Source organism: Cryobacterium sp. TMN-39-2, assembly GCF_004402745.1.
Lineage (GTDB): Bacteria > Actinomycetota > Actinomycetes > Actinomycetales > Microbacteriaceae > Cryobacterium > Cryobacterium zongtaii.
Genome location: NZ_SOFX01000034.1, coordinates 110,730 through 128,331 on the forward strand (window position 1 = coordinate 110,730; position 17,602 = coordinate 128,331).

Below are 17,602 nucleotides of genomic sequence, written 5' to 3' on the forward strand. Positions count from 1 at the left end.
CCATGAGAGCATGCACCGACCCGTCAGTTTCCGCCTCCGACTGTCGTTGGCCGCGACGATTCTCGCCGGGCTCACCCTCCTCGGCGCGAGCCCTGCGTCGGCTCTGGCCGCCCCGGCCGGCGCTGCCGGCGGGACATTCGCGCCCCAGTCGGTTTCGGCCGGCGTCGACGATTTCAGTTTCGCGTCCCTGCACGCCGACTACAGGCTCGACCGTGACGAGGAGGGCCATTCCACCCTGGCCACCACCGAGACCCTCGTCGCCCAGTTCCCCGAGACCGACCAGAACAAGGGCATCCGGCGGCAGATCCCCACCCACTACCGGGGTGAGCCCACCAACCCGACCAACGTCAGGGTCACCGACGAGAACGGCACCGAGCGGGACTACGAAACCGACACCGACAGCGACGACTCCGATGACGAGTTCCTCATCATCACCATCGCCGACGACGACTTCGTCCACGGCGAACAGACCTACGTCATCAGCTATACCCAGAAGAACGTCGCCCACTTCCCCGACGACACGACGGATGAGGAGTTCTTCTGGGAGGTGAACGGCACCGGATGGGCCCAGCCGTTCGGCACCGTCTCCGCCACGGTGCACGTGGCAGCCGACCTGGTTCCCGCCCTCACCGGTCGGACCGCCTGCTACCAGGGCGTGTCGACATCCGGCGCGACCTGCGACACGCTCGACAGCGCCGCCGACGGCGACGAATGGGTCATTGAGGCCACCGCACGCGACTTGGGCCCGCACGAGGGCCTCGCCCTCGCTGTGGGCTTCGACGAGGGTACTTTCGTCCCCAGGGACGATTCGTTCACCGCGAACGTGTTTCCGACGATCGCGTTGCTCGCGGCTCTGGCCGCGCTGACCACGGCCGTGATCGGCGTCGCCCTGCGCAACTCCCGCTGGCGCAACCGGCCCGGCCGGCCCACCATCATCGCCGAATACCTGCCGCCGACGGGCGTGAACCTGCTGCAGGCCGGCGGTGTTCTCGGCGCCAAGGCCAGCGGCAAGTCCCTCACCGCCCAGTTCCTGCAGTTCGCCGTGAACGGCAACGTGCGGGTCCTCGAGGGCGACGGCAAGAACCACTACCTCCTCGAGTTGCGCAGCCGGGCGGGCATTGACCCCACCGAGCGTGCCGTCCTCGACGCCCTGTTCCCCGCCCACCGGCCCATCGGCACCATTCGGGACTTCAAGAAGACGGATGCGAAACTGGGCACCGCCCTGACCGCCGCCAAGAGTGACGCCCGCAAGCAGTTGCTCACCGACGGGCTCCGAGAGAAGAAGGGCGGCGCCCTCAGCGGTTGGCTGTTCGGTGTGGCCATCGTCGCCGGCCTCGTCGCGATGATCGCGAGCATAGTGTCGTTCGCCACCGAGGTCGCCGGCGCGTGGCCCGCGCTGCTCCTGGTCGTTGGCCTGGTCGCCGCGATAGTTACGATTTCCGTGACGGCCGACGTGCGCCCGCTCACGGCCCGCGGCGCCGAACTGCGCGACTACCTGAAGGGCGTTTCCGTGTACATCTCACTGGCCGAAGCGGACCGACTTCGGGTGCTGCAGAGCCCCGCCGGCGCCCTGCGCACGCCGTCCCGGCCGGATGAGACTCCCGGTGCGGTGGCGACCGACCCCGTGCAGGTGCTCAAGCTCTACGAGCGACTGCTGCCGTTCGCCGTGCTGACCGGTCAGGAGAAGGAGTGGTCCACGGTGCTGGGCGACTACTATGCCGGTGCCCACCAGCAGCCGGACTGGTACGTCGGTACCGCGCCGTTCAGCGCCGCGTACTTCGCCACCGGCGTCTCAGCGTTCGCCACGTCAGCATCGACGGGTATCGCAGCCAGCTCGGCCGGTTCCGGTTCGAGCGGTGGTGGCTCCGTCGGCGGCGGCGGAGGCGGCGGCGGGGGAGGGGGCGTCTGATGGGCACCCCGGCAGAACCTACCTATACCCGCTCGGCCCTGGCACCCGGCCTGCTCGGCGCGATCGCGCTGCTGGCCGGACTGGCCCTGCTCGATGTCGACAGCTTTGTGATCATCCGGTACATCGTCAGCATCCTGGCCCTCATCATCTGCGTCTTCGTCATTCAGGCCAAGGCATGGTGGTGGCTCATCGGGCTGGTGCCGATCGCGGTGCTGTGGAATCCGATCGTCGTGATCGAACTGCACGGGCAGGGCTGGGTGTCCGCTCAGTTCATCGCCGCTCTGGTCTTCATCATCGTCGGAATCCGGACCAAGGTCCCGACCGCTGTGCACCGCTAAATCCGGGGGCGGGCATAGACTAAGGATGCGTCTGGAGCCGGGCTCGACCGTGGCCCCGCGGCCATCAGTGCACAAGTGACTGAAAGCTGCGGCGTCCCGCTGCTCGATCATGGGGTTCGGCGTATCGATCGCACAGGCATCCTGCGGATGCGCAACACGACCAGCGCGCATTGAGTGATGCGCTGGTGTGAAGTGGAGAAAAATGGCACACACCCGCCCCAACGGAGCGGGCCGCGCTGGAGCCGGCAGCGGTCGAACACGTCAACGACCGCGCTCGCGCGACGACGACGCCCCGATCATCCCGATCCTCGCCCGCAAGGTGCGCGAGGTCGAAGCCAAGGCTCAGAGCGGCACCAAGCTCGGCCCCACCAACCGCACCAAGTACCAGGTCATCGCGCTGCTGATGCGCGAAGAACGCGCCCGCGTGAAGACCGACCCCGAACTGACCGACGCGAACCGCGCCGAACTTCTCAAACGCCTCGACGGTATCGCCCAGATCCTCGCGAAGACCGCCGCCCGCGACACCAGTCTGATCACCCTGCTCGAACCGGATGCCGGCGTCTCCACCGTCGCGCAGCGGTTCCGCCGCGACTGGCTGTTGGAATCGGGCGCGGAACTCAGCCCGGACGAACTCATCATCACCCGCGAACCCGAGGCCAAGCCCGAGGTGCCTCAGAACCAGGTCATCCCGCAGTCCGTGCGTGCCCGCCAGATGGCCAATCCGTTCCTGGCCCCCGACTTCAGCGCCGTGAAGGCCGCGCCGGTCTCTGCCGCCCGTCGCCTGGCCAACTGGGAGCTGCTCGGCCCGCTGTTCAAGGCCTTCGAGTTCGGTTCCGGCGGCCAGGCCGCCAGTATGGACCTGCCCGAAGCGCCCAACGTCGACAGGTTCTCTCCGCGCGGCATGGAGCTTATGCGCCACCAGGCACGGTTCGTGGAAAGCGCCCGCCTCGGCCACCGCAGCTACCTGCTCGCCGACGAGCCCGGCCTCGGCAAGACCGCGCAGAGCCTGCTCGCCGCCTCCGTCGCCGGTGCCTACCCGCTGCTGGCGATCGTGCCCAACGTCGTGAAGATGAACTGGGTGCGCGAGGTCGAACTGTGGACGCCGCACCGTCGCGCCACGGTCATCCACGGTGACGGCGACACCCTCGACGCCTTCGCCGATGTCGTCGTGGTCAACTACGACGTTCTCGACCGGCACCTGGCCTGGCTCGGCACCCTGGGCTTCAAGGGCATGGTCGTCGACGAGGCCCACTTCATCAAGAACCTGCAGTCGCAGCGGTCCAAGCACGTGCTCAGCCTCGCCGAGCAGATCCGCCGCCGCACCCCGGGCAACAACCCGCTGCTGATGGCGCTGACCGGAACCCCGCTGATCAACGACGTCGACGACTTCCGCGCCATCTGGCAATTCCTCGGCTGGATCGACGGCGACAAGCCGACCGCCAAGCTCATGGCACGCCTGGAGGAAACCGGGCTCACCCCCGCCGATGCCGGCTTCTACACCGCGGCCCGCGCCGCGGTCATCGACATGGGCATCGTGCGCCGCCGCAAGGTCGACGTCGCCGCCGACCTGCCCGCCAAGCGCATCGCCGACCTTCCGGTGGAGCTCGACAGCGAACTGGGCCGTTCCATCCAGAAGGCCGAACGTGAGCTCGGCGCCCGCCTGGTGCAGCGGTACAAGGCCCTCGTCGCCGCGCGCCACCCCGGCGTGCGCAACCCGGAGATCGACGACGAGCAGCGCGCCGCGTACATCCGCGCCGTCGCCCACGCCGATCTCGAGGAATCCAAGGGCACCAGCACCGGTGAGAACGTGTTCACCATGGTGCGCAAGATCGGTCAGGCCAAGGCCGGGCTCGCCGCGGACTACGCGGCCCAGCTGGCCCACTCGGTGGGCAAGGTCGTCTTCTTCGCCAAGCACATCGACGTGATGGATGCCGCGGAGGAGATCTTCGCCAAACGCGGCCTGCGCACGGTGTCGCTGCGGGGCGATCAGAGTGCCCTGGCCCGCCAGGCCGCGATCGACTCGTTCAACACCGACCCCGAGGTCGCCGTCGTGGTGTGCTCGCTGACCGCGGCCGGAGTCGGCGTGAACCTGCAGGCCGCATCCAACGTGGTGCTCGCGGAACTGAGCTGGACGGCGGCCGAGCAGACCCAGGCCATCGACCGGGTGCACCGGATCGGCCAGGCCGAGCCTGTCACGGCCTGGCGGATCATCGCCGCACACACTATTGACGCGCGCATCGCCGAACTCATCGGCAGCAAGCAGGGCCGCGCGGCCCGCGCGCTCGACGGGGCAGACGAAGACGTCTCCGCGGCAGATTCAGTGCAGGCCAGCGCGTTGGTATACGTACTCACGCAGGCGCTGGACGGTGAGCTGTAACACCGGGCCGGAAGTCCCTACCTCAGAGCAGCGCCGCCGGTGTTGACTTGATCCAGGCCAATGCTCGCCGCCATGATGGTGGACGGGCGATCCGCCGAAACACACATGCATGTAATAAGGAGTAGCCAAGAAATGAAGATCGGTATCCTCACCAGCGGCGGAGACTGCCCGGGCCTCAACGCAGTGATTCGGGGTGCCGTCCTCAAGGGAGGACGCGCATACGACTCAGAGTTCGTGGGCATCCGCAACGGCTGGCGCGGGCTGGTACAGGGCGAGTTCATGAAGCTCGACCGGCACAGCGTTCGTGGCCTGTCCCGCCAGGGCGGCACCATCCTGGGTAGCTCGCGCACCAACCCTTACGAGGGCGAGAACGCGGGTCCGGAGAACATCCAGAAGACTATGGACGCCGAGGGTATCGACGCCATCATCGCCATCGGCGGAGAGGGCACCCTCACGGCGGCCCGCCGCCTCACGGATGCCGGTATCAAGATCGTCGGCGTGCCCAAGACCATCGACAACGACCTCGCCGCCACCGACTACTCCTTCGGCTTCAACACCGCTGTCGAGATCGCCACCGAAGCCATCGACCGTCTCCGCACCACCGCTGACTCCCACGGCCGCTGCATGGTCGTCGAGGTCATGGGCCGCCACGTGGGCTGGATCGCCCTGCACTCCGGCATGGCCGGCGGAGCGCACGCCATCCTCATCCCCGAGCAGCCGCAGACCATCGAGCAGATCTGCGAGTGGGTCGAGAGCGTTCGCGACCGCGGGCGCGCGCCGGTCCTCGTGGTTTCCGAAGGATTCCTGCTCGCCGAAATGGGCGAGGCGCACTCGCACAAGGGCCTGGACGCGTTCAACCGTCCGCGCCTCGGCGGCATCAGCGAGCTCATCGCCCCGATGATCGAAGAGCGCACCGGCATCGAAGCACGGGCGACCGTACTCGGCCACACCCAGCGTGGTGGCGCCCCGTCGGCCTACGACCGGGTGCTGGCCACCCGCCTCGGCATGTCAGCGGTCGACGCCGTCATCGAGGGCAAGTGGGGTTCGATGGTTTCCCTCAAGGGCACCGACATCCGTAACGTCAGCATCGCCGACGCCACCATGGACCTCAACCGGGTCACCCAGGAGCGTTACGACGAAGCGGCCGTGCTCTTCGGCTAAACCCGTACTCATGACAGAACTGCCCGGACGACTCAGGTCGGCCGGGCAGTTTCTGTCTGACGAAAAGTCAGGCGGCGGGTGCGAGCTTGGCCTGCACCTGCGCGAGCGACGGGTTCGTCGCGGCCGAGCCATCCGGGAACAGCACTGTCGGCACGGTGCGGTTGCCGCCGTTGAGGCTCATGACGAGCTCTGACGTGCCGTCGACCTCTTCGACGTTCACCTCGGTGTAGCCGATGCCGACCTTGTCGAGCTGGCTCTTCAGGCGCGAGCAGTAGCCGCACCAGGTGGTGGTGAACATCGTGATAGTTCCGGTCTCAGGCACAAAATCCATGGGTACAGCGTAACCGAGGATTCTGGGGCCCCGCGGGGCGCTCGCTACTATGACACCATGACCGAACTGCCCCAGGTGTGCGTGTGCTACCTCACCCGCCTCTCCGAGACCGGCGAGCCCCAGGTTCTGCTCGGCCGCAAGAAGAAGGGCCTGGGTCTGGGCAACATCGTCGGGCTCGGCGGCAAGCTCGAACCCGGTGAATCCGCCCTGGATGCCGCGGTGCGGGAGATCGGGGAGGAGTCGGGCCTGACCGTGGGAGCCGACGCGCTCACCCCGATGGGGGTGCTCACCTACCTGTTCCCGCACAAACCCGCCTGGAGCCAGCGGTCGAACGTCTTCGTCACCGACCGGTTCAGCGGCATTCCGCGCGAATCGGACGAGCTGAACCCTGAATGGTTCACGATCGCCCAGTTGCCCGTCGACGAGATGTGGGACGACGCCAAGCACTGGCTGCCCGGTGTGTTGGCCGGACAGCGGGTCGAGGCCACGTTCACCTTCGGTGCGGACCTCGCCACCGTCGTGGCCCGCGACTGACGCCCTGCCACCTGAACTCCGGGTGAACGGCGAATGAACGCACCCTGAATTGACCTGCCCGCCTCCGGCTGTCAGGATCAACGAGGCCCGGTTTCGAGCCAGCCATCTCTCTTGCGTGCCGGTTATGTATGTACCCGACCACGGTTCGGGTAATACAAGGAAAGACGCCGGTGGATTTCACCCTTATCGTCGCGCTGGTCATCGCACTGGCACTCATCTTCGACTTCACCAACGGATTCCACGACACGGCCAACGCCATGGCCACCCCGATCGCTACCGGGGCCATGAAGCCCAAGGTCGCGGTCGGTGTCGCGGCAGTTCTCAACCTCGTCGGAGCGTTCCTGTCCACCGAGGTCGCTAAGACGGTGTCCGGCGGCATCATCAAGGAGGGTGACGGAGGGATCCAGATCAGCCCGGAAATGATCTTCGCCGGACTGATCGGCGCGATCGTCTGGAACCTGATCACCTGGCTGCGCGGCCTGCCGTCCAGTTCAAGTCACGCCCTGTTCGGCGGCCTCATCGGCGCCACCATCATCGGTGTGGGGGCGCAGGCCGTGGCCTTCGACGTCGTCCTGGCCAAGGTGATCCTGCCCGCGCTGATCGCTCCGATCACCGTCGGCATCGTCGCTTACCTCGCCACCCGCCTCGCCTACGCCATCACCCGCCGCGACGCCGGCAAGCCTGATGGCCGCGGCGGCTTCCGCTACGCGCAGATCTTCTCCTCGTCGCTGGTAGCACTCTCGCACGGCACCAACGACGCGCAGAAGACCATGGGCGTCATCACCCTGACCCTCATCGCCGGCGGTTACCAGGCCGTGGGTTCGGGGCCGCAGTTCTGGGTGGTGGCGTGCTGCGCCCTCGCGATCGCGATCGGTACCTACACCGGCGGCTGGCGCATCATCCTCACCATGGGCCGTGGGCTCACCGAGATCAAGCCCGCCCAGGGCTTCGCTGCCGAGACCAGCACCGCCGCGACCATCCTCGCGTCCAGCCACCTCGGCTTCGCTCTCTCCACCACCCAGGTCGCCTCCGGGTCGGTCATCGGCTCCGGCCTGGGCCGACGCGGCTCCACGGTGCGCTGGGGTATGGCCGGCCAGATCGCGCTGGGCTGGCTGCTCACCCTGCCGGCTTCCGCCATCATGGGCGCGTTCGCCGCCGGTCTGGCCCTGCTCGGCCCGATCGGCATCGTGCTCGACGTCGTCATCGGCACGGCCGTGGTCTACGTGCTCTTCCAATGGTCCAAGCGCGACCGGATCTCACACGACAACCTGCACGACATCGATGACGCGGGCCACGTCGTGAAGATCAAGAAAACGCCCCGCAAACCGTCCCGCAAGGACCGACAGAAGGTTGCACTGTGATCGACTGGGCCGCTTTCCTCGTTGTCGCGGCAGCCGCGCTGGTGTCCTCGGCCGTCGTCGTCTCGCTCTACTCGCTGGGCCTGCGCCTGCTCACCACGGCCGGGCGCATCCCGACGGTGGAACCCGCCGAGTTCACCGGCGCGATCACCGTGCTCAGCCCGGCGCGGGCCGCTAAGGACGCCAAACGCGCCCGTAAGGCCCTCAAGGCCAACCCGCTGACCGACATCCAGAAGTCGGTCGCCCAGTACGGCGGCTACCTCTGCTTCGCATTGTGCGGCCTGATCGTGCTCTACGGCGTCTACCTGATCGTCCCCGCGCTGCACCAGTAGCGACCAGCCCCGCGAACCGCGAGAAAAGCCCCGGAAAACCGCTCGGGAAGGTGCTTAGCTCACAGTTCGCGGGCCGGCGGGGGCTAGGCGGTGCGGCGCACCCGGGCCACCCAGGTCATCAGGTGGTAGATCACGATGGCGGCCACGGTGCCCAACGCGATGCCGTTGAACGTGAGGGTGCCGGCGCTGAAGGTGTAGTCGGCGATGCCGATGATCAGGGCGGTGGCGGCGGTGAACTGGTTGACCGGCTTGCTGAAGTCCACCTTGTTGTCGAGCCAGATCTTCACGCCGATGATGCCGATGAGCCCGTACAAGGCCGTCGTGACGCCGCCGAGCACGCCCGCCGGGATGGTGCTGATGACGGCGCCGATCTTGGGGGAGAGGCCCAGCAGCACCGCGGTGATGCCGGCCACCCAGTACGCGGCCGTCGAGTAGATCCGGGTGGCGGCCATCACGCCGATGTTCTCGCCGTAGGTGGTGGTGCCGGAGCCGCCGCCGAAACCGGCCAGAACCGTGGCGAGGCCGTCGGCGAGCAGCGCACGGCCGGTGAGCTTGTTGACCGAGCTGTCGGTCATCTGCGCGACACCGCGGATGTGGCCCACGTTCTCGGCGATCAGCACCAGCACCACGGGCAGGAACGCCGGCAGGATCGCCCACACCGCGGGGTTCTCGAACGGGTTCGTCGGCAGGGTCAGCGGCGGCAGGCCGACCCAGGCGGCGTCACCGACGGCGCTGAAGTCGACCTCGCCCTGGATGACCGCGGCGATGTAACCGACGATGACGCCCAGGAAGATCGACAGCCTGCCGAGGATGCCGCGGAACAGCACCGTGGAGAGGATGACGGCGGCGAGGGTGATCAGGGCGGTGAGCGGCGCCAGGGTGAAGTTGGCCTTCGCCACCGGTGCCAGGTTGAAGCCGATCAGCGCGACGATCGCACCGGACACGACCGGCGGCATCAGGGCGTCGATCCAGCCGGCCCCGGTGAACTGCACGATGGCGCCGACCAGTGCCAGCAGCACTCCGACGGCCAGGATGCCGAACAGCGCGCTGCCCATGCCCGCGGTAGCGACGGCGGCGGTGATCGGGGCGATGAACGCGAACGACGACCCGAGGTAGGACGGCAGTTTGTTGCGCGTGATCAGCAGGAACAGGATCGTGCCGATGCCGGAGAAGAGGATGGTGGTGCTCGGCGGGAAACCGGTGATCAACGGGACCAGGAAGGTGGCGCCGAACATCGCGACCACGTGCTGGGCTCCGATGCCGATCGTAATCGGCCAATTCAGGCGTTCGCCGGGGGCCACGACGTCGGTCGGGCCGACGGTCTTGCCGTCGCCGTGCAGGGTCCAGGGCAGTGCCATTGGTGTCTCGTTTCTCTGGGATCCGGCCGCACGCATACCTCGCGCGGCCCTAGCTGAGCGTAGTGCTCCGCCGGCCGGGCCACCGAGTTTGCCCCGGGGTCAGCGGACCGGATTAGGATCACCCCATGACTTCGCATACCGGCGCGCGCGCGCTCGATCCGCTCGAGATCCGGGTGTCCGGCGGGCTGGTGCGCGGCGTCAGCGAGCGCGGAATCCGCGCGTGGCGAGGCATCCCGTATGCGGCTGCTCCGGTGGGCCCTCTGCGTTTCCGCGCCCCCGCCGCGGCTCCGCCCTGGCCGGGCGTGCGCGACGCGACGGAGTTCGGACCGGTCGCCACCCAGAGCCATAAGGGCCAGTTCCTCGGCGCGCACCCGCGCATCCCGCAGAGCGAAGATTGCCTGGCCCTCAACGTGATCGCCCCAGATGCGCCGATCGACGACGGGGCGCTTCGCCCCGTGATGGTGTTCGTGCACGGCGGCGCGTACAGCGTCGGGTCGTCGCGCGAGAATCCCCGCCAGGGTGAGGGACTGGTCCGCCGCGCCGGGATCCTGTACGTGAGCATGAACTACAGGCTGGGCGCGCTCGGCTACCTCGACTTCAGTCGCTACTCCACGCCCGAGCGGCCGTTCGAGAGCAACCTGGGTCTCCGCGACCAGGTCGCGGCGCTTGCCTGGGTGCGCGCCAACATCCGTGCGTTCGGCGGCGACCCGGAGGCGGTGACCCTGTTCGGCGAATCGGCCGGCGGCAATGCGGTGACCACCCTGATGACCGTGCCGGCGGCCGCGGGGCTGTTCCAGCGGGCCATCGCCCAGAGCGCCCCGCCGAACGCCGTGTACCCGCCGGCGCTGACCGCCGAGTGGGCGGCGACATTCGTGCGCATCCTCGCCGAGCAGGCCCCGGCTGCCCCGGCATCGCCGACCGCCGGCGCAGGGCACCAGTCCGAACCGCCGGTGAGTTCGGGCCTGACCGACGCCGAGGCCGTTCGTCTGCTGCTGGACGCCGACCCCGCCCGCCTCGCCCAGGCCACCACCACCCTCACCGTGCGCTCGCCCGACCAGTACCCAGGCACCATCCCGCTCTGCCCGGTCATCGACGGTGATTTCTTGCCCGAACGGCCGCTGGACGCGTTCCGCGACGGCCGGGCGCACCGCATCCCGCTGCTCATCGGCACCAACCAGCGCGAGGGTTCGCTGTTCAGCGGCCGCATCGACATTCTCGCGTCAACGCCGCCGCGCATGCGGGCGGTCTTCGCCAACACCAAGAAGAAGGCCAAGAAGGCCCTCAAAGCGCAGTACCCGGGCATCCCCGCGGCGCGGGCCGCGCTCGACTTCGGCGGCGACTACTCGTTCTGGTATCCGAGTGTGAAGGTGGGCGAGCGGCACTCCAGATACGCCCCGGTGTACTTTTACAGGTTCGACGCCGCGCCCCGGCTGCTGCGTCGGATGGGCCTGGATGCCACGCACGGCCTCGAACTGTTCCCGCTCTTCGACAGGCTGGACGGCTGGTTCGGCCGGGGCATGACGGTGCTCGGCGGCCGGCGGGAGTTCAAGGCCATCGGCGCGCGCATGCAGGGTTGGTGGCTGGGTTTTGCCGGCACGGGCGTTCCGGATGCCGCCTGGCCGCCATATACCGAGGCGGACAGGTTGACGCTGGTCATCGACAGCCGCGACCGGATCGAGGCCGATCCGCAGGCCGAACGGCGGGTCGCCTGGGGCAAATTCGTGCCGCACGTTTAGCCAGCCAGGTTGGGCCGATTATCACGGCCGCGGGACGCGTCGTAGAATAAGGCGTTTGGCACGCCGCCGCACACCGACCGGGAGAGCATCATTTCCGCATCAGAGCACGAGTCCACCGCAGCAGCCCCAACCGCCACGACAGGCACCTCGACCGGAACCCCATTGGCGTCCGGTCCATCCGAGCCCACGGGGCGCGGTACCAAGTCCGTGCTCGACCGGTATTTCGAGATCACTCGCCGCGGCTCCACCTGGAGCCGCGAGGTGCGTGGCGGCCTGGTCACCTTCGTCACGATGGCCTACATCGTCATCCTCAACCCGCTGATCCTCGGCGGCTTCAGTGCCGACCAGGCCGCGGTGGATGTCGCCGGCAACTGGCTGCCCAACGGCCAGGTCGCCGCGGTGACCGCGCTGACGGCCGGGGTGATGACCATCCTGTTCGGTGTCATCGCCCGACTGCCGTTCGGTTTCGCCGCCGGGCTCGGTATCAACTCGTTCCTGGCCGTGAGCGTCGTGGGCCAGGTCACCTGGCCGGAGGCCATGGGCCTGGTCGTCATCAACGGCCTCATCATCGTGCTGCTGGCATCCACGGGCCTGCGCGAAATGATCTTCACCGCCGTGCCCCGTCAGCTCAAGATCGCCATCACCGTGGGGATCGGCCTCTTCATCGCGTTCATCGGCCTGGTCGACTCCGGTTTTGTGCGCTCCAGCGGCGTCGCTTCCCCGCCCGTGCAGCTGGGCGAGTCCGGTTCGGTCGCCAGCCTGCCCACCGCGGTGTTCGTGATCGGGCTTTTGCTGATCGGTGTGCTCGTGGCCCGCAAGGTCAAGGGGGCCTTGCTCATCGGTATCGTCGGCACCACGGTGCTCGCCGTGATCCTGGAGGCCATCTTCAAGGTCGGTCCTTCGCTCGGTACCAACCCGGCCGGTTGGAACCTCAACGCCCCGGTGCTGCCGACCAGCTTCGTCGCACTGCCCGATCTGTCCCTCGTGGGCGAGGTGAGCTTCGGCGCGTTCGAGCGCATCGGTGTTCTTGCGGCAGTGATGTTGGTCTTCACGCTGGTCTTCACGAACTTCTTCGACGCCATGGGCACCATGACCGGGCTCTCCAACGAGGCCGGTGTCGCCGACAAGGACGGCAACTTCCCCCGGCTCAAGTCGGCGCTGATCGTCGAGGGCGTCGGTGCCGTCGTCGGTGGCGCCACCTCATCCTCGTCGAACACTGTCTTCATCGAGTCCGGCGCCGGAATCGGTGAGGGCGCCCGAACGGGCTTCGCGAACGTCGTCACCGGGCTCTTGTTCCTGGCCGCAATGTTCTTCACCCCGCTCACCCAGATCGTTCCGCTCGAGGTGGCCGCAGCGGCCCTCGTGATCGTGGGCGCCATGATGGTGTCGCAGATCCGGTTTATCGACTTCAGCGACTTCTCCATCGTGCTGCCGGTGTTCCTCACCATCATCGTGATGCCGCTGAGTTACTCGATCGCCAACGGCATCGGCGCCGGCTTCATCAGCTGGGTCATCGTGCGCTCGCTCTCCGGCAAGGCGCGTGAGATCAGCCCGCTGCTCTGGGTCGTCGCGGTCGGCTTCCTGGTCTTCTTCGTGCGCGGTCCCGTCGAGGTCCTGTTCGGCGTCTAACGGATGCGCGCCGCCCGCCACCGCGACTGGCCGGCTGTGACATGACAGTTGAGGCCTCCTGGATGCGTTCCAGGGGGCCTCAACTGGCTTCTGGTGCGTGCGCCGTGCGAGGGTGCGCTACTCCAGTAAGCCGCGTAGCTCCGCTGAAGGCTACGACGCCATGGAACACGACGTCTTTCCCGAGGAGCCCGCCGCCGCGTAACTTGTGGGGTCGCACCTGCGTTTTCTTGCACAGACCCTGCCCGGAGACGACGGTTCCCTGCGTAACGCAGGCGAAACGTGCGGCTCCGGTGCCGGGCCGGGGCCTCGCGATAGAGTGGGTCGGTCATGAGCCACAAGCTCTTCACCGACGGCAATGGAGCCCACGTGCACCCCACCAGCAGCATGTGCGCAAGAACCGAAACGACGAACGCCGAATTGACCATAGAAGACACGACCAGCCCACAGGATCTCAGCGCCGACATCCCCGCCGTCACCCCCGGCTTCCGCATCGAGCGCGACTCGCTCGGCCGCGTCGAGGTCCCCGCGGACGCCTACTGGGGTGTGCACACCAAGCGGGCGCTGGAGAACTTTCCCATCGCCAAGCGTCCGATCTCGGTCTACCCCGACTTCGTCGTGGCCCTCGCCTCGGTGAAGCAGGCCTGCGCCCGCGCGAACGCCGAGGTGGGTGCGCTCTCCCAAAAGCGGGCCGACTGGATCGACGCCGCGTGCCAGGAGATCATCGAGGGCAAGCACCACGACCAGTTCGTGGTGGGAGTCATGCAGGGCGGCGCCGGCACCTCCACCAACATGAACGCCAACGAGGTCATCTGCAACCTCGCGCTGGAAAACGCGGGCTACGGGCGCGGCCGCTACGACATTCTCAGCCCGATCGACCACGTCAACCGCAGCCAGTCCACCAACGACACCTATCCCACCGCGATCAAGATCGCCCTGGCGTTCTTCCTCAAGCACCTGCTCCGCGAATTGAAAGCGCTGCAGGGCTCCTTCTCGGTCAAGGCCGACGAGTTCGAGCAGATCCTCAAGGTGGGGCGCACCCAGATGCAGGACGCGGTGCCGATGACCCTCGGCCAGGAGTTCCACGGCTTCGCCACCACCCTCGGCGAGGACTACGACAGGCTCACCGAGACGATCTGGCTTCTCGCCGAGGTCAACCTGGGCGCCACCGCGATCGGCACCGGCATCACGGCCGATCCCGGGTACGCGGCCGCGGCCATCCGCCACCTCAATCTGATCACCGGGCTCAAGCTGGAGGCGGCGCCGGACCTGATCGAGTCGACCAGCGATGCCGGCAGCTTCATGTCGTTCAGCGGCAACCTCAAGCGCAGCGCCATCAAGCTCTCCAAGATCTGCAATGACCTGCGCCTGCTCTCCTCCGGCCCGCAGGCCGGGTTCGGCGAGATCAACCTGCCGCCCCGCCAGGCCGGTTCGAGCATCATGCCCGGCAAGGTCAACCCGGTCATCCCCGAGGTCGTCAACCAGGTGGCCTTCGCCGTCGCCGGGGCGGATGTGACGGTGACGATGGCCGCAGAGGGCGGGCAGCTGCAGCTCAACGCTTTCGAACCCGTCATCGCGCACTACCTGTTCCAGAGCCTCACCTGGATGACCCAGGCGATGTGGACCCTGCGGGTGAACTGCATCGACGGCATCACCGCCAACGAGGACCGGCTCGCCGTTATGGTCGGCTCGAGTGTCGGCGTGATCACCGCGCTCATCCCGCACATCGGCTACGCGGCCGCCGCGGCGCTCGCTCAGACGGCGCTGCTCACCGGGCGCAACGTGTCCGACCTGGTGGTCGAGGCCAACCTGATGACCAGGGAAGACGTGATGCGCGAGCTCGAACCGGCCCGGTTGTCCGGGATGCGGCCCGACACCGGAACTTCCTCGATCCCCATCATCGAGTAGGCCCGCCGAGGAAAGGCGGGCGGCGCTACTCTGGTGCCGTGTCCCTGCGTGTGAGGCAACCGCTCCACAGGAACGAGCCGATCCGGCCCGATCGACTCGCGATGCTCGACGCCGCCCTGCCCGACCTCGACTGGACGATCCTGCCGCCGGGCACCGAGCGGTTCAGGTTCCACGCGCCCAGCGGCCGGCTGGCCGCCATCGGGCTCGGCCGGCGGGGCGACCCGCGGGTACTTCTCGTGCCGGGGGCCACCGGGTCGAAGGAGGACTTCGTGCTTCTGGCGCCGCTGATCGCCGACGCCGGCTACAGGGTGGAGAGCTTCGACCTCGCCGGCCAGTACGAGTCCGCCGCGGCCGGGCCGGTGCAGGGCCGGCGTTTCGATTACGACCTCTTCGTTGCCGACCTGGTCGCGGTGCTGGAATCGGGGGAGAGGCCGGTGCACGTGCTCGGCTACTCGTTCGCCGGCCTCGTCGCCGAGCTGACCCTGGCGCGGCGGCCGGAGCTGTTCGCCTCGCTGGTGTTGCTGACCACGCCGCCGGGGCCCGGCCAGACCTTTCGCGGCGTGCGCTGGCTCGGCTCGATCAGCGGCCTGGTGCCCGCGCACACCATCGCGTCCCTGATGATCTGGGGCATCGTCACCAACCGCAACCACACCCGGCCCGGCCGTCTCGACCTGGCGCGCAGGCGGTTCGGTTACACCCGGCGCGCCAGCCTCGACCAGATCATGGCTCTGATGAAGCACACCCCCGATGTGCGCAGGGAACTGGCCCGCAGCCGGGTGCCCAAGCTCATCGCCGTGGGCGACCGCGACCTGTGGAAGGTGGCGCAGCACCGGCGCTTCGCCCACCGGATCGGCGCGGACCTGCGCGTCTACCCGGCCGGGCACAGCCCCTGCGAGACCACCCCGCACCAGCTGGCCCGCGACCTGCTCGCTCTCTACGCGAGCGGTCGCTGACGGCAGGATTCCTGGTTGTGAGTTGCCGCAAAACGACCTGTCAGAGCGCGCGAAGCGGTCTTTTGCGGCGACTCGCCGCGCGCCGGCGGATGCGCCAGGGCGAGTAGTCCGGCCAGCCCGAGAAGAGAGTGCGGCCGGCCCACGCCACCCGGCGGCCGAGCCCGCGCGGGGTCTCGAACGGGCGGGCGGAGATCGCTACTCTGAGGGAGCGGTCGAGAGTGACCGGTTCGTCGGGGCCCAGGTGCATGCTGAAGTCGAGGTCGTCGTGCACATCGTTGCGGGTGCGGCGAACCCTGTCGCGGTTGGCGGCCCAGACCTGTCGGCGCATCGCGAAATTCGATCCGAACAGCGGCGGGTGGCCCAACCAGAACCCCATCCAGCGGAAGTAGCCGCCGATGTAGATCCGGCCACCCAACCAGGCTGTGACGGGGCCGCAGTTGTAGAAGTCGCCGGGACCGGTGTACACGGCGGTGTCGGGATGGGTCGTGAATCGGGCCTCGATCCGCTCCAGCCAGTCCACCGGGGGCACCGAGTCGGAGTCGAGCCGGGCGATCACGTCGCCGGTGGCCGCGTCGTAGCCGGCCGCGGTGGCCGGCCAGATTCCCCGCAGCGGTTCGCGGACCAGGCGCACACCGGCGGCGGTGGCCACGGCGGCCGTCGCATCCGTGCTGGCGTTGTCGACCACAATGATCTCATCGGCCGGCCGGCGCTGCTGAGACAGTGCGCGCAGACAGGTGCGCAGGAAGTCGGCGTCGTTGTAGACCGGGATGACCACCGAGATGGTGACCGGTGGCCGGCCAGGCTCAGATTTCACGGCAGTGGGTCGTGAGGAGCCCGATCCGGTCGATGGAGACGGTGACGGTCGAGCCGTCCTTGAGGAACACCTGCGGCTTGCGGCTGTAGCCGGCGCCGCCGGGACTGCCGGTGGAGATCAGCGTGCCGGGCAGCAGCGTGGACGTCAGCGACAGGTAGGCGATGATCTCGGCAACCGTGCGCACCATGTCGCCGCTGGAGGCGTCCTGCAGGATGCGCCCGTCGACGTGGGTGGTCAGCCAGAGGTTCTGCGGGTCGGCGATCTCGTCTGCGGTGACCACCAACGGGCCGGTGGGGGTGAACCCGTCGAACGACTTGCACCTGGACCACTGCGCCTCGGAAAACTGCAGGTCGCGGGCGGTGATGTCGTTCACGACGGTGTACCCGAAGACGTAATCGAGGGCGTCGCGAACCGACACGTTGCGGGCGGGCCGGCCGATGATCACGCCGAGTTCGGCCTCGTAGTCGACCTGGCCGGTGAGGTCGCTCGGCCAAGAGATGATCGACTCGTGGCCGGTGAGCGAGTTCGGCCACAACGAGAACACCGTCGCGGCGGTCTCGCTGCGCAGCTTGAGCTCGGAGGAGTGGGCCGCGTAGTTGGCGCCGATCGCGATGATCTGCGGGGGGCGCAACACCGCAGACGAGTGCCGCAGATCGTCGATGGGGGTGAGGCTGGCACCGTGGGTCAGCGCGTTCGCGGTGAGCGCCCGCACCCTGTCGTATTCCGGGGCGCCCTTCTCGAGGAGGTCCTGGAGGTCGCGCGGGGCGTCATCGATCACCTCGTCGAGGAAGAGTGCCGCGTCGTCCACCACGATGGCTAGACGGGGGGTGGATTGGCCTTCAACTCTGAGATGCGCAAACTTCACTT

Annotated in this window: 15 protein-coding genes; 11 read left to right on the forward strand and 4 right to left on the reverse strand. The window is 68.1% G+C overall.

Annotation, left to right across the window (positions count from 1 at the left end; translation table 11 throughout):
• Positions 1-10: 10 nt before the first annotated feature.
• From E3O57_RS12930 to E3O57_RS12945, 4 genes are all read left to right on the forward strand, one after another.
• The gene (locus E3O57_RS12930; RefSeq protein WP_103480123.1) at positions 11-1,909 is read left to right on the forward strand and encodes a DUF2207 domain-containing protein; all 1,899 of its coding nucleotides are present in this window, start codon (positions 11-13) and stop codon (positions 1,907-1,909) included.
• Positions 1,909-2,247 carry a DUF6804 family protein gene (locus E3O57_RS12935; protein ID WP_241990410.1) on the forward strand — a complete coding sequence of 113 codons (339 nt, stop codon included), beginning with the start codon at positions 1,909-1,911 and terminating at the stop codon, positions 2,245-2,247. Before E3O57_RS12930 ends, E3O57_RS12935 begins: the two co-directional genes overlap by 1 nt.
• Positions 2,248-2,449: 202 nt before the next feature.
• Positions 2,450-4,624 (forward strand): DEAD/DEAH box helicase, encoded by a 2,175-nt coding sequence (locus E3O57_RS12940; RefSeq protein WP_103480122.1) that lies wholly within the window; start codon positions 2,450-2,452, stop codon positions 4,622-4,624.
• Positions 4,625-4,756: 132 nt separating this feature from the next.
• Positions 4,757-5,785, forward strand: a complete 1,029-nt coding sequence (locus E3O57_RS12945; protein WP_088455648.1) for a 6-phosphofructokinase — start codon at positions 4,757-4,759, stop codon at positions 5,783-5,785.
• A gap of 67 nt (positions 5,786-5,852) precedes the next feature.
• Here the strand turns inward: E3O57_RS12945 and E3O57_RS12950 are convergent, their stop codons facing one another.
• Positions 5,853-6,116: a mycoredoxin gene (locus E3O57_RS12950; RefSeq protein ID WP_088455649.1), complete on the reverse strand. Its 264-nt coding sequence runs from the start codon at positions 6,114-6,116 to the stop codon at positions 5,853-5,855.
• Positions 6,117-6,173: 57 nt separating this feature from the next.
• Between E3O57_RS12950 and E3O57_RS12955 the strand changes: the two genes are divergently transcribed.
• From E3O57_RS12955 to E3O57_RS12965, 3 genes are all read left to right on the forward strand, one after another.
• Positions 6,174-6,650 (forward strand): 8-oxo-dGTP diphosphatase, encoded by a 477-nt coding sequence (locus tag E3O57_RS12955; protein ID WP_103480121.1) that lies wholly within the window; start codon positions 6,174-6,176, stop codon positions 6,648-6,650.
• 170 nt (positions 6,651-6,820) lie between these two features.
• Positions 6,821-8,011 (forward strand): inorganic phosphate transporter, encoded by a 1,191-nt coding sequence (locus tag E3O57_RS12960; protein WP_103431228.1) that lies wholly within the window; start codon positions 6,821-6,823, stop codon positions 8,009-8,011.
• Positions 8,008-8,340, forward strand: coding sequence for a peptidase (locus E3O57_RS12965; protein WP_103459478.1), 333 nt, complete (start codon positions 8,008-8,010; stop codon positions 8,338-8,340). The genes E3O57_RS12960 and E3O57_RS12965 overlap by 4 nt, the downstream gene beginning before the upstream one ends.
• 83 nt (positions 8,341-8,423) lie before the next feature.
• On the opposite strand, the gene E3O57_RS12970 is transcribed toward E3O57_RS12965, so the two are convergent.
• Positions 8,424-9,698, reverse strand: coding sequence for a uracil-xanthine permease family protein (locus E3O57_RS12970; protein WP_088455653.1), 1,275 nt, complete (start codon positions 9,696-9,698; stop codon positions 8,424-8,426).
• A 125-nt stretch (positions 9,699-9,823) separates the two neighbouring features.
• On the opposite strand from E3O57_RS12970, the gene E3O57_RS12975 reads away from it, so the two are divergent.
• The 4 genes from E3O57_RS12975 (at position 9,824) to E3O57_RS12990 (ending at position 15,921) form a co-directional block, all read left to right on the forward strand.
• The gene (locus tag E3O57_RS12975) at positions 9,824-11,434 is read left to right on the forward strand and encodes a carboxylesterase/lipase family protein (RefSeq protein ID WP_103480120.1); all 1,611 of its coding nucleotides are present in this window, start codon (positions 9,824-9,826) and stop codon (positions 11,432-11,434) included.
• A gap of 162 nt (positions 11,435-11,596) precedes the next feature.
• A complete protein-coding gene (locus E3O57_RS12980) occupies positions 11,597-13,063 on the forward strand; it encodes an NCS2 family permease (protein WP_241990411.1) in 1,467 nt (488 codons plus the stop codon).
• Between the two features lie 384 nt (positions 13,064-13,447).
• Positions 13,448-14,968 (forward strand): aspartate ammonia-lyase, encoded by a 1,521-nt coding sequence (locus E3O57_RS12985; RefSeq protein WP_103480193.1) that lies wholly within the window; start codon positions 13,448-13,450, stop codon positions 14,966-14,968.
• Between the two features lie 101 nt (positions 14,969-15,069).
• Complete coding sequence (locus E3O57_RS12990; protein ID WP_103480118.1) at positions 15,070-15,921, forward strand: alpha/beta fold hydrolase; 852 nt, start codon at positions 15,070-15,072, stop codon at positions 15,919-15,921.
• 40 nt (positions 15,922-15,961) lie between these two features.
• On the opposite strand, the gene E3O57_RS12995 is transcribed toward E3O57_RS12990, so the two are convergent.
• Entirely contained in the window at positions 15,962-16,735 is a 774-nt protein-coding gene (locus tag E3O57_RS12995) for a glycosyltransferase family 2 protein (protein WP_103480117.1), read from the reverse strand.
• Entirely contained in the window at positions 16,725-17,600 is an 876-nt protein-coding gene (locus E3O57_RS13000) for a fumarylacetoacetate hydrolase family protein (protein WP_088455658.1), read from the reverse strand. Before E3O57_RS13000 ends, E3O57_RS12995 begins: the two co-directional genes overlap by 11 nt.
• Between the last annotated feature and the right edge of the window lie 2 nt (positions 17,601-17,602).

What these genes read in the sequence shown, in the direction of transcription:
- E3O57_RS12990 (WP_103480118.1), top strand. Translation starts at nt 15,070, where the DNA reads ATGCTCGACGCCGCCCTGCCCGACCTCGACTGGACGATCCTGCCGCCG.
- E3O57_RS12955 (WP_103480121.1), top strand. Translation starts at nt 6,174, where the DNA reads ATGACCGAACTGCCCCAGGTGTGCGTGTGCTACCTCACCCGCCTCTCC.
- E3O57_RS12940 (WP_103480122.1), top strand. Translation starts at nt 2,450, where the DNA reads ATGGCACACACCCGCCCCAACGGAGCGGGCCGCGCTGGAGCCGGCAGC.
- E3O57_RS12970 (WP_088455653.1), bottom strand. Translation starts at nt 9,698, where the DNA reads ATGGCACTGCCCTGGACCCTGCACGGCGACGGCAAGACCGTCGGCCCG.
- E3O57_RS12985 (WP_103480193.1), top strand. Translation starts at nt 13,448, where the DNA reads ATGTGCGCAAGAACCGAAACGACGAACGCCGAATTGACCATAGAAGAC.
- E3O57_RS12930 (WP_103480123.1), top strand. Translation starts at nt 11, where the DNA reads ATGCACCGACCCGTCAGTTTCCGCCTCCGACTGTCGTTGGCCGCGACG.
- E3O57_RS12935 (WP_241990410.1), top strand. Translation starts at nt 1,909, where the DNA reads ATGGGCACCCCGGCAGAACCTACCTATACCCGCTCGGCCCTGGCACCC.
- E3O57_RS12945 (WP_088455648.1), top strand. Translation starts at nt 4,757, where the DNA reads ATGAAGATCGGTATCCTCACCAGCGGCGGAGACTGCCCGGGCCTCAAC.
- E3O57_RS12975 (WP_103480120.1), top strand. Translation starts at nt 9,824, where the DNA reads ATGACTTCGCATACCGGCGCGCGCGCGCTCGATCCGCTCGAGATCCGG.
- E3O57_RS12950 (WP_088455649.1), bottom strand. Translation starts at nt 6,116, where the DNA reads ATGGATTTTGTGCCTGAGACCGGAACTATCACGATGTTCACCACCACC.